9 protein-coding genes and 1 other RNA gene are annotated in these 12,860 nt (G+C 32.9%); 8 read left to right on the top strand and 2 right to left on the bottom strand.

Translation table 11 applies throughout. The features are described 5' to 3' along the window. Positions 1–388: 388 nt before the first annotated feature. Both GMA06_RS04885 and ssrS read right to left on the bottom strand, forming a co-directional pair. The gene (locus tag GMA06_RS04885; RefSeq protein WP_163546570.1) at positions 389–856 is read right to left on the bottom strand and encodes an arginine repressor; all 468 of its coding nucleotides are present in this window, start codon (positions 854–856) and stop codon (positions 389–391) included. A gap of 71 nt (positions 857–927) precedes the next feature. Next, positions 928–1,118, bottom strand: a non-coding RNA gene (ssrS, locus tag GMA06_RS04880) — 6S RNA. A gap of 189 nt (positions 1,119–1,307) precedes the next feature. On the opposite strand from ssrS, the gene topA reads away from it, so the two are divergent. The 8 genes from topA to udk all read left to right on the top strand — a co-directional run bounded on the left by topA (position 1,308) and on the right by udk (position 12,734). Continuing rightward, positions 1,308–3,380, top strand: a complete 2,073-nt coding sequence (gene topA / locus GMA06_RS04875; protein WP_163561877.1) for a type I DNA topoisomerase — start codon at positions 1,308–1,310, stop codon at positions 3,378–3,380. Positions 3,381–3,492: 112 nt separating this feature from the next. Beyond that, positions 3,493–5,286: an oligoendopeptidase F gene (gene pepF / locus GMA06_RS04870; RefSeq protein ID WP_163561876.1), complete on the top strand. Its 1,794-nt coding sequence runs from the start codon at positions 3,493–3,495 to the stop codon at positions 5,284–5,286. Between the two features lie 121 nt (positions 5,287–5,407). Then, on the top strand, positions 5,408–6,514 hold the full coding sequence (holA, locus tag GMA06_RS04865; protein ID WP_163561875.1) for a DNA polymerase III subunit delta: 1,107 nt from the start codon (positions 5,408–5,410) through the stop codon (positions 6,512–6,514). Then, a complete protein-coding gene (gene gshAB / locus GMA06_RS04860) occupies positions 6,471–8,723 on the top strand; it encodes a bifunctional glutamate--cysteine ligase GshA/glutathione synthetase GshB (RefSeq protein WP_163561874.1) in 2,253 nt (750 codons plus the stop codon). Before holA ends, gshAB begins: the two co-directional genes overlap by 44 nt. Continuing rightward, the gene (locus GMA06_RS04855; protein WP_163561873.1) at positions 8,716–9,759 is read left to right on the top strand and encodes a hypothetical protein; all 1,044 of its coding nucleotides are present in this window, start codon (positions 8,716–8,718) and stop codon (positions 9,757–9,759) included. The genes gshAB and GMA06_RS04855 overlap by 8 nt, the downstream gene beginning before the upstream one ends. A gap of 9 nt (positions 9,760–9,768) precedes the next feature. Beyond that, positions 9,769–10,887 carry a cysteine desulfurase family protein gene (locus GMA06_RS04850; protein ID WP_163561872.1) on the top strand — a complete coding sequence of 373 codons (1,119 nt, stop codon included), beginning with the start codon at positions 9,769–9,771 and terminating at the stop codon, positions 10,885–10,887. Between the two features lie 31 nt (positions 10,888–10,918). Further along, positions 10,919–12,052, top strand: coding sequence for an endolytic transglycosylase MltG (gene mltG / locus GMA06_RS04845; protein ID WP_163561871.1), 1,134 nt, complete (start codon positions 10,919–10,921; stop codon positions 12,050–12,052). A 58-nt stretch (positions 12,053–12,110) separates the two neighbouring features. Further along, positions 12,111–12,734: a uridine kinase gene (udk, locus tag GMA06_RS04840; RefSeq protein WP_163546262.1), complete on the top strand. Its 624-nt coding sequence runs from the start codon at positions 12,111–12,113 to the stop codon at positions 12,732–12,734. Positions 12,735–12,860: the final 126 nt, after the last annotated feature.

The following is a 12,860-nucleotide window of genomic DNA, read 5'->3' as shown; positions in this document are numbered from 1 at the left end:
CATAAATAAAATTGAAATCAATTGATTTATCAATTTTACGTAGTAAATGGTCTTTTGGTACTAATTCGGACAATGTGTTTAATATGATTTCATCATTTGGGTGAGTTTCTTTATAAAACATAGATTTCTTCCTCCTTTTTCTTATCTCTATTATACCACTTTTAAGCGTTATTATTGTATCAGACGTTGTGGTACGAATGGCTTCGTTCTCGCACGTAGTAGAGAACGAGCGATGTATCGTGTACATCGTGGTAAGCCGTATAACTTAACGTCTGATACGAAAAAAGACTGTTGACACTCTTACTTTGTCAACAGTCTGAATCTTGATAAAGACATCGCAGATGTCTTTATCAAGATTTTATTTTTTACAATAGAACTATTGGATTGGTTACTCAAAAAAGTGAGGTGGAGCGTATTGTTTTAGACGATCGAAGCAAAGAAGAGCATGCTCATTGTCTTTGCAAATGATAAGGCATGTATCATCTCCACAAATTGTAGCAATCGCTTCGGGGAACATAATGCCATCTAAAATGGCACCAAAAGATTGTGCAACACCAGGCATCGTTTTAATGACAACTTGATGTTGAACTGGCAAAATATTGATAAGCGCGTCTTCCATATGGAAACGTAGACGCTCTTCCCATTTGATTTTTGTAAAGCTATGTATGACATATTGGGAATCTTCATCAGAAGAAATTTTTACTAAGTTTAAATCTTTAATATCACGGGATAGAGTTGCTTGTGTTACTTTAATACCGTGATCACGTAAAGCTTGTTGTAATTCTACTTGTGTACTGATTCTGTTTTCTAATACAAGCGAACGAATAAGTTGATGTCGAATTTCTTTTTTGTTCATAATCATACACTCCAAATCCAATAATGTAGTTCTAATTTTTTATTTAAAAAAACAAGGGCAAACGCCCTTGAAAGACATCCGGTGATGCCGTTTGATATATTTCTTTGTCTTGAACCTGCTTAAAAACAGGTGGGCTCCAAAGTAAATGTTATTTAACTACCAAGTGAAAGGGCTTGTTATCACATGTATCTAAAGGATCCCTAAATCAATAAAAATATGTAAGGTCAACACATTAGAAATATGACGTACATCTCAGAAATCTATGCCCTTATTATAGCAAAAAATAACAAAAAATCAACCTTTTTCTGTAAATGCTTACAGAAAAATGAGAGTGTCTGATGCATTTTCCGTTGACAATATAAAAAGAATGGCATAAGATGAAAGACGACTTTGACGTTATAAATGAAGTATACACAAAAAGCATGTACATGAAGAGAATTGAGGAGGATATATGGCATACAAAAATCTTGTTATAGTAGAATCCCCAGCAAAAGCGAAAACAATCGAAAAATATTTAGGTAAACAATACAAAGTAGTGGCAAGTAAAGGTCATTTAAGAGATTTACCTAAAAGTAAGATGGGTGTCGATATTGACAACAATTATGAGCCATACTATATTTCGATTCGTGGTAAGGGAGATTTAATTAAAGAATTAAAAAAATATGCGGATAAGGCAGAGAAGGTTTACTTAGCATCTGACCCGGATAGAGAGGGAGAGGCTATTGCGTGGCATTTATCTTATTTATTAGGGTTAAATCCAAAAGACAATATCCGTGTTGTGTTTAATGAGATTACAAAAGATGCTGTTAAATTGGCATTTAAAGATCCTAGACCGATTGATATGAGTTTAGTCGATGCACAACAAGCAAGACGTGTTTTAGATAGACTTGTTGGATACACGATTTCACCAATCCTTTGGAAGAAAGTGAAAAAAGGATTAAGTGCAGGGCGTGTCCAATCTGTTGCTCTAAAACTAATCATTGATAGAGAAAAAGATATTCAAGAGTTTGTACCAAAAGAGTATTGGCAAATTGTTGGAGCATTTATAAAAGATAAAAAAGTATTTTCAGCGCAATTTTATGGTGTAAATGGAAAAAAAGTAGAGTTGAAAACAAAAGAAGATGTAGAAGATATTCAAAAGAAACTAACAAGTAGAGATTATCAAGTAACGGATGTTGTGAAAAAAGAAAGAAAAAGACAGCCTGCGTTACCATTCACAACGAGTAGTTTACAGCAAGAGGCTGTGCGCAAATTAAATTTTAGAACTGGACGAACAATGGCAATAGCACAACAACTTTATGAGGGTGTGTCTATTGGTCGTACTGGAACAGTAGGGTTGATTACATATATGCGTACTGACTCTACACGTATTTCTGATGTTGCCAAAACAGAGGCGATTGATTTTATTACTCAAACTCACGGGCAAGCATATGTAGGGAAAACGACGTCTAAAAATAGTAAAGCAGCTCAAGATGCTCACGAAGCAATTCGTCCAACCAGTGTTTTTCGTACACCGGAGAGTTTGGAAAAATATTTAACAAAAGAACAATTTAAATTATATGCGCTAATTTGGGCAAGATTTGTGGCTAGTCAAATGTCACAAGCTGTGTATGACACCGTTCAAGCAACGTTAATGCAAAACCAAGTACAATTTAAAGCGAATGGATCTGTTGTGAAGTTTCCAGGTTTTTTAAAAGTGTATGAAGAATCATCTGATGATAAAAAATCAGAGAAACAACTCACATTACCAGAATTAGTTGTTGGAGATGTGGTGCTAAGCAAAGATATTGAACCGACGCAACATTTTACACAACCACCTGCACGTTATTCAGAAGCAACGTTAATTAAAGTATTAGAAGAAAATGGTGTGGGACGCCCATCAACATATGCACCAACCTTAGATACCATTCAACGTCGCTATTATGTAAAACTTGTGTCAAAACGTTTTGAACCTACTGAATTAGGTGGTATTGTCAATACATTGATAACGACATTTTTCCCTAATATTGTTGATGTCCATTTTACAGCAGAAATGGAAACGGATTTAGATGATATTGAAGAAGGAAAACGTGTGTGGCAAGAGGTTATAGATTTATTCTATAAACCATTTAGTCTTTATTTAGAAAAAGCCGAAACAGATATTGAAAAAATTGATATTAAAGATGAACCCGCTGGGTTTGACTGTCCAGAATGTAGTAGTCCAATGGTGATTAAAATCGGAAAATTTGGGAAGTTCTATGCGTGTAGTAATTTTCCAGATTGTCGATATACACAAGCTATCGTTAAAAAAATTGATGTGTCGTGTCCACAATGTCAAAAAGGTGAAATACTGGAACGAAAATCGAAGAAAAATAAAATTTTTTATGGATGCTCATGTTATCCAGAATGTGATTTTGTATCGTGGGATAAACCAGTTGGTAGAAATTGCCCGAAAGACAACGCCTATCTCATTGAGAAAAAAGTACGTGGTGGCAAACAAATTGTATGTAGTCATTGTGACTATAAAGAAGAAGTACAAAAATAAGTATACCCCGACAGATGTATCTGTCGGGGTATTTGTATGTAGAAAAATGCAATCTTTTGATACGGTAGCATAAGTATGATATAATTTTTTATATTTAGATTGGAGTGATATCATGGCAGAACAAGTAAAAAGACATGAAATAGAAGAAGCGTTAACGTGGGATTTAACCCTTATTTTTAAATCAGATGAAGAACAAGAAAAAGAAGTTGCTGCACTAGAACAGGACTTAGATGCAATTAAAGCATTAAAAGGTACATTAGGCAGCAGCGCAGAGTCATTATTGAATGCTTTACAGACGGTTGAAAAATTTGAGCGTCGTATTGAAGTAGCATATATTTATGCACATTTAAAAGCAGACCAAGATACAGCTAATGGTAAGTATCAAGCAATGTTTGCTAAAACATACGGTGTATATGTAAAATTTGCTGAAGTAACAGCACCTTTTACACCAGAACTTCTAGAAATACCAGAAGAAACATTAGAAAGCTACTTTGGTTCAAATAGTACATTGGCAACGTATCGTCATTTCTTTGAACGTTTAACAAGTAAACGTGCGTATACATTATCTGAAAAAGAAGAAGCGTTACTTGCAGGTTCTTCAGAAGTGATGGAAGCAGCAGGAGATATTGCAGCACAACTGATGAATGCCGATTTGAAACATGGGGAAGTAACAACAGAAGACGGCACAAAACAACGCTTAACAAATGGATTATATGCACAATTATTAGAATCAAATAATCGTGCTTTACGTCAAGAAGCGTATAATATGATGTTCACAACATTTGGTAGTGTAAAAAATACATTGGCTTCAACATTAAGCACAACGGTTAAAGGACATAATTATAATGCACGTATTCGTGGCTATAAATCAGCACGTCAAGAAGCATTATCAAGTAATTTTGTTCCTGAGGAAGTGTATGACACATTAGTGAAAGTCGTTAATGATAAATTACCGATTTTCCAAAGATATTTAAATTTACGTAAAAAAGTATTAGGTTTAGAAACATTAAATATGTATGATGTGTATACACCACTAGTAGAAGATGTTGACGTAAAATATACAATTGAACAAGCGAAAGAAACAACATTAAAAGCATTAGCACCATTAGGCGAAGAATATCTTTCTGTATTAGAACGTGCTTTTGATGAAAGATGGATTGACTGGATTGAAAATGAGGGCAAACGTACAGGTGCTTATTCTTCAGGTTCATATGACACAGCACCATATATTTTAATGAACTGGCGTGATTCTATCGACCAACTTTATACATTAGTCCATGAGTTAGGTCATAGCATGCATAGTTATTTTACACACCAAGCACAAAATCATACATACGGAAAATATCCAATTTTCTTAGCAGAGATTGCATCAACGACAAATGAAAACTTATTGACAGAATATTTGTTAAAAACAGAAACAGACCCACGTGTACGTCAATATGTAATCAATCATTATTTAGACGGTGTGAAAGGAACTGTTTTCCGTCAAACTCAATTTGCTGAGTTTGAGCATTTCATGCACGAACAAGATGCAGCAGGTGTACCTTTAACACATGAATTTTTAACCCAATCTTATGCTGAACTAAATGCTAAATATTATGCAGTCGTTGAACAAGATGACAAAATTGCATTAGAATGGGCAAGAATCCCACATTTTTATTACAATTATTATGTATTCCAATACGCAACAGGATTTTCTGCTGCATCAGCTTTAGCGGCACGTATTTTAACAGGTAATCAAGAATACATTGATCAATACTTCTACTTCTTAAAAGCAGGAGAAAGTGCGTATCCAATTGATGTTATGAAACACGCAGGCGTTGATATGACACAATCAACATATATTGAAGAAGCACTTGCTGTTTTTGAACAACGTTTAGAAGAATTAGAACAATTATTAGGTTAATCAAAACGGTTATTCATTGAATATAGAAATTAAAAACCTCGCAAAGAGAGTATCTCTTTGCGAGGTTTTTAATTTGTGCTATTGATTATAGAGCAATTCGTATATAAGAATAGCTGAATTTATGATACAATATCAACAATATGGAAGAGTAGGTGAGAAAGTGCAAAAAGTATTATCAAAGATTCGTAAAGGACAATTAGAACCGGTATACTTTGTTCAAGGTACAGAAACATATTTGATGAATTTAGTCAAACAAACATTTTTAAATGATGTGTTAACGCAAGAGGAAAGAGAGCTAAATATTTCTATTTATAATGCACAAGATACAAGTTTAGAATATGTTGTGGAAGATGCATTGAGCATGCCTTTTTTTGGAGAAAAGAAAGTTATTCTATTAGAGCAACCTACCTTTTTATTACAAGAAAAAACAAAATCTGTTACAGACGGAGCGTTAGAAACTTTTTTAACTTATTTAGAAGAACCAAATCAAGATACAATTTTAGTTGTTTTGGCTCCTTTTGATACAGTTGATAATCGTAAGAAAGTCGTAAAACAATTAAAAAAAGTTGCAGAATACATTGATGTTAATCCACTGTCTGAAAAAGAAACGTCACATTTTATACAAGATGTTATTTTAGCAGAAGGATATGCTATTGATAAACAGGTTTTGGCGTTGTTGTTAGAGAGAGTCGGTTATCAATTATCTTTAGCAATGAATGAAGTGGATAAACTATTTTTAGCAACAATGGATACAAAGAAAATCACAAAAGATAGTGTATTATCCCTAGTGCCTAAACATTTGGAAAATAATGTCTTTACACTTGTTGAGGCTGTTTTGAAAAAAAATGTGGAACAGGCATTATTGATTTATCGAGAACTGATTTTACAAAAAGAAGAACCGATTAAGTTACTTGCTTTATTATTAGGGCAGTTTCGATTGTTGATGCAAGTCACCATTTTAGAAAAAAAAGGCTATCAACAACAAGATATTATTAAACAATTAAAACAGCATCCATATCGTGTTCAACTAGCGATGAAACAGTCGAGTGCTTATCATTTAAAGGATATGATTGTTTATTATCAAATATTATCAGAAACGGATTATGCATTAAAAACAAACACAACGGATAAACACCTATTACTTGAATTAGCGTTGTTAAAAACAATGATACAGGAGTCAGAAAATGAAACAGAGAATTTTACAAAAACAATTACAAGGTCTTTTTAAACAAGCAACATTTGGTATTGAAAAAGAAGGGCAACGTGTAACAAGTTCAGGACATATTGCCAAAACATTGCATCCTAAAAACTTTGGAGATAGAGCATATCATCCATATATTCAAACGGATTTTGCAGAATCACAACTTGAATTGATTACAGCAACAACCCAATCAGAAACAGATGCATTGAGATATTTAAGTGCCATTCATGAAGTGACATTACGACAATTACCAGAGGATGAGTATATTTGGCCTTTAAGTATGCCGATGTTGCTGCCACATGAAACAGATATTTTAGAAGCACAATTAAATGAAACGGATACTGCCTATCGTGAGTATCTATCTAAAAAATATGGTAAATATAAACAAATGGTATCAGGTATACATTTTAATATGGGGTTTTCAACAGCCTTTTTAGAACAACTTAAACAAGATACCGAAACCCTTTCAGATATTCAAAATAATGTTTATATGACAGTTGCTCGACGGTTTATGCGTTATCAATGGGTATTGGTTTATCTATTGGGAGCGTCCTCTTTAGTAGATGAAAAATATTACGACCATCATGAGCATTTAAACAAACCCGTAAAAAGTATTCGAGCAAGCCGATATGGCTACGTGAATAGTGACGATATTAAAGTATCTTTTGATAGTTTGACAGACTATGTGACGTCGCTTAGACAACTTGTAGATACGAAAAAACTAATTGCCGAAAAAGAATTTTACTCAAGCGTTCGCTTTAGAGGAGCATCGTCTGTTGTTGAATTTTTAGAAAAAGGCATTCAATATGTCGAATATCGCTTGTTTGATTTAAATCCTTTTGCACCTTACGGTATTTTGGAAAAAGATGCACGTTTTATTCATCTATTTATTATGTTAATGTTGTGGTTAGAAGAAAGCGATGAAAATATAATGCTAGGTAAAGAAAAAAGTGAAAAAACAGCATTATCACATCCACTTGATTTACCACTTTATATCGAAGAAGGACAATGGTTATTTGAACAATTTTTAGATATGGCACAGTACTGTCAGTTTTCTCAAAAAGATATTGATATTATTCGTGAAAAACAGCATCAACTTCTATATCCAGAGGAAACAGTCGGAGGAAAATTATGGATGTTGTATGAAGAAAAAGGAGATATGCTCGAAGTAGGTTTGTCATTGGCAAAACAGTACAAAAAAGAGGCAGTTGAAAAACCATTTGGATTGAGTGCTTTTTCAAATATGGAACTATCCACACAAGCCTTTATGGCAGATGCAATTCAACAAGGTATACATGTTGAGTTGTTAGATGAACATGATCAATTTTTAAAACTAACATACAAAAATCATGATGAATATGTTAAAAATGGGAATATGACAAGTAAGGATAGTTATATTTCACCATTGATTATGGAAAACAAAGTTGTGACAAAAAAAGTTCTTGAAAAAGCAGGTTTTAAAGTTCCGCACAGCATTCAATGTCAAACGGTTGATGAAGCAATGGAACAATTTCCACTTGTGTCTGGAAAACCGATTGTTATTAAACCTAAATCAACAAACTATGGCTTAGGTATCACTATTTTCCAAAATGGGACGCATGATAAAGAAGATTTTAAACAAGCTGTCACGATTGCTTTGAAAGAAGATAAAGAAATCATGATTGAAGACTTTATAGCGGGTACAGAATATCGTTTCTTTGTTATTGATGGTAAAACGAAAGCTGTTTTATTACGTGTACCAGCTAATGTAATTGGAGATGGGCTACATTCGATTAAAGAGTTAGTCGATATGAAAAATCAATCTATTTTACGAGGTGATGGAAAAACAACACCTCTGAAACAAATTGAATTATCAGATATTGAGCAACTTCAATTAAAAGAACAAGGGTTTACTGTGAATACTGTTTTAAAACAAGGTGAAATAGCGTATTTAAGAGCAAATTCAAATATTAGTACGGGTGGAGATTCTATTGATATGACAGATGAGGTGGATAGTAGTTATAAAGATATTGCACAGAATATTACAAAAGCGATGTTTGCAAGAGTGTGTGGTGTCGATTTAATTATTCCGGATATAAAAGTACCGGCTTCTTCTAACTCTAGTTATGGCATTATTGAAGCAAACTTTAATCCAATGATGATGATGCATATTTTTCCAGCTAAAGGCCAATCAAGACGATTGACAACAGATGTGTTAAAAATGTTATTTACAGAAAAGGACGATTGGTATGAATAAGAAGTATAAAATAGGATTTATGATTGTTCTAACAATTTTATTTTTTTTAACAGCTTTTTTAACAGGTTTTATTGCTGCCTCTTTGAAAGAATTACCTTTAGTTATCTTATATTTTTGTGTGTATCTTATAAGTTTAAATGTGTTTTATATCATACATGAATTAGGACATGCTTTTTTTGGGAAAGTAACAGGTTATCGTACTCTAGTCATAGGAATAGGTTCATTTCAGTGGTTTAAAAAAGGTGGAGAATGGCATTTCATAAAAAAACCATCCATTTTTAGTGGTGCTGCACAATATGCAGGTATCGCAAAAGATAGACAGAGCCACTCTTTATGGATGCTTCGTGGAGGACTAATCACACATATTTGTTTTTGTATTCTCTTTTTTGGCTTAGCCTACGTTCGTCAAAGTTTGTTATATGTTCCTTTTGCAATGATGCATGTCTTTTTATTTCTTATGAATAGTTTTCCAATGGGTATTACAGACGGTGCTCGTATTCAGGAGTTAAAAAAACACCCTGAACGTTTTGATTTATTCTATGAAAATAATCGACTATATGAAGCAGAATTAAACAGTGAAAAATTAACAAATTTTGAATTGGTATTACCCGAATTAGAAAAAGGAATTTTAGTAGAAGCAGCCTATATTCAGTATTATACTCAAGCGTTTTATAAAAAAGAATTTGATGAAGTAAAAACAGCTTTGGAATACTACGGTTCATTTACAGAAAATGATATTTTAAGAGCGATGTCCAATGCTATCTTACTAGAAACATATATCATAACAGGTGATATAGAAAAAGCAACAAATTTATATAAAGACAAAACATTGATGAAGTATTTGGCACAAAAACCATTGCTTCATGCAATGTATGTATTGTATATACAAAAAGATTTTAAAAAAGGCAAGAAATATGTACAACAAGCAAAAAAATTGTTGTCGCCTAATATGGAATTTTCTGATGTCTTTGAACATGATAAACAAAATCTCGAAAATTTAGAACAGTTATTAACACTTGATGTGTCATGGAAATAGGTGAAAAATATGATTTATTTAGACAATGCAGCAACAACAATACCACTACCAGACGTTATTAGTGCTATGACAGATACCATGATGAATGTTTATGGAAATCCGTCTAGTACATATCAAGTGGGTAGACAAGCAAAAAAAAAATTAGATGAATCTAGAACGAGTTTGGCGATGTCCATTGGTGCAACATCTGATGAACTCATTTTTACAAGTGGTGGAACAGAATCAAATAATTTTGCTTTGCATAGTTTGGCGTATCGTGATGTGACAAAAAAACATATTATTACAAGCGTAATTGAGCATCCGTCGGTTTTAAATACAGTGGAAGAATTAGAAAAAAAAGGATTTGATGTGACGTATTTGCCAGTCGATAAATCGGGCGTTATTTCTATTCAAGATGTCAAAAATGCGATTCGACCAGATACAAGTTTTATTAGTGTCATGTACGTAAATAATGAAGTTGGGACAGTGCAGCCTATCGAACAAATTGCTGAATTATTAAAAGATAAAGATATTTTATTGCATACAGATGCTGTTCAAGCTTATGGTATTTTACCCATAGATGTTAAAAAATTAGGCGCAGATATGCTCAGTGTATCGTCCCATAAAGTACATGGGCCACGAGGTACTGGATTTGTATTTGTGAAAAAAGGTGTTCGTGTACAACCGTTGCTACATGGTGGTGGACAAGAGCAGGGCGTTCGGTCTGGTACAGAAAATGTCGCAAGTATCGCTGGATTTGCTAAAGCTATATCACAACTGCATTTGACAGACAAACAAAAGCACATAGTACAACTTCAAGAAACGTTATTAAGTGAATTATCCAAAACAGAGATTGATTATGAAGTAAACGGTTCTATGGAAGAAACAAGAAAAGTCCCAACCATTGTGAATGTGTGGTTTAAAGGTATTCCTGCAAGTAAATTGTTGATTCAGCTTGATTTATCGGGTATTATGGTATCTGCAGGCTCAGCTTGCTCTGCAGGAAGTTTAAAACCAAGTAGAATTTTATTGAGCATGTTTCAAGATGAAAAAAGAGCAAGTGAATCTTTACGTATTTCTTTTTCAGAAATGAATACTTTAGAAGAAATAAAAACTTTAGTTGAAACATTGAAGAAATATGCAGTATAATAACACTAAAATAGGAAAAAAAGGAGTTACTATGTCTTATAATAAAAGTGATTTAGAAAGACAAACACGAACGAGAAAGCAAAGATACGATCGTGAAAACCGTATTTCGAGAAAAATTGTCTTTATTATTGTAACGATTGTTTTATGTGTGCTAACGATAGGGGCTATTACAGCATACGGGGCTATTCAGTACAATTTACAACCGTATGATACAAATAATAAAGAAAAAATTGAAGTAAATGTATCTGTTGGTTCTTCTATGAAAGATTTAGCTAAAACATTAGAAGAAATGAAAATTATTCGCAATGCAACAGTGTTTAATTTTTATTTAAAAACAAAAGATGTGGGGACTTTAAAAGCAGGAAATTATGCTTTATCTCCATCTATGACGCTTGACGATATTATCGGTGTATTGAAAAGTGGAGGAACATCTGACCATGCTGTTTTAGCAACGGTACTTGTACGTGAGGGAGATCAAATTTCACAAATTGCTGAAACGATTGGCAAATCTACACCTATTACAAAAGATGAGTTTTTAGAAGCCATTAAAGACGATACTTTTGTAAATGAATTAGTCCAAAAATATCCAAAATTATTGACAAGTATGTCTAAAATGACAGATTTAAAATATAAATTAGAAGGATACTTATTCCCTGCAACGTATGATTATGTTAAAGATGATACAGCAAAATCAATGATTGAAAAAATGGTCAAAAAAATGGATAGTGTGATGCAACATTATTATCAAGCGATGATTGATAGTAGTAAAGATGTGCATCAAGTCTTAACGATTGCCTCTCTAGCAGAAAAAGAGGGTGTTAAAACAGATGACCGTAAAAAAATTGTAAGTGTCTTTGATAATCGTTTACAACAAGATATGCCATTACAATCAGATATTAGTGTGTTGTATGCTTTAGGAGAGCATAAAGAATTGGTTACATTTAAAGATTTAGAAGTAGATTCACCATATAACCTATATAAATATAAAGGATATGGACCAGGACCATTTAACTCGCCAAGTGAAGATGCGATTTCTGCAACACTAAATCCAGATAAAACAGAGTATTTTTATTTTGTAGCGGATGTAAAAACAGGTATTGTGTATTTTGCGAAAACATTACAAGAACACGAAGCTTTAGTTGAAAAATATGTGAATAATAAATAATAAATTGCTTTTGACAAATCATATTTGTCAAAAGCTGTTTTTTAGAAAGGAATAACTTATGAATAAAAAGCCTATTGTCATTGGTGTAACAGGTGGATCTGGTAGTGGAAAAACATCTGTGAGCCGTAAGATTTTAGAATCATTTCCCGGATTGTCGATTTTATTATTAGAACAAGATTCTTATTATAAAAATCAAGATCACTTAACATTTGAAGAAAGATTAAAAACAAATTACGATCATCCAAATGCTTTTGACGGAGATTTATTAGTTCAAGATTTACAAAAACTAATCAATTTTGAATCTATTTCAAAACCAGTATACGATTACGTGAACCATACAAGAAGTTCGGAAGTGATTTTACAAGCACCGAAAGACGTCATTATTTTAGAAGGGCTATTTGTTTTAGAAGACGAGCGTTTACGTCATTTAATGGATATTAAAATATATGTAGACACAGATGATGATTTGCGTATTATTCGTCGTATTAAGAGAGATATTGAAGAAAGAGGACGTTCATTAGACTCTATTATTCAACAGTATTTAGAAGTTGTTAAACCAATGCATCATCAATTTATCGAACCAACAAAACGACTAGCAGATGTGATTATTCCAGAAGGTGTTTCTAACCAAGTTGCACTTGATTTAATTATGACAAAGATTGCTAGTATTTTAGAAGGCTAGATGTGATATAAACATAAGATATTCCAGTGGTGAAAGTCGTTTACCACTTATGAAAAATGATGTTGGTGGCCCCCGCCAACATCATTTTTTTTGTATTATTAGAAAGAGATTTTAATATATTTTACT

It is taken from the genome of Granulicatella sp. zg-84, from assembly GCF_010892375.1.
Taxonomy (GTDB): domain Bacteria; phylum Bacillota; class Bacilli; order Lactobacillales; family Aerococcaceae; genus WM01.
This window is presented reverse-complemented; position numbering and strand designations above follow the sequence as displayed.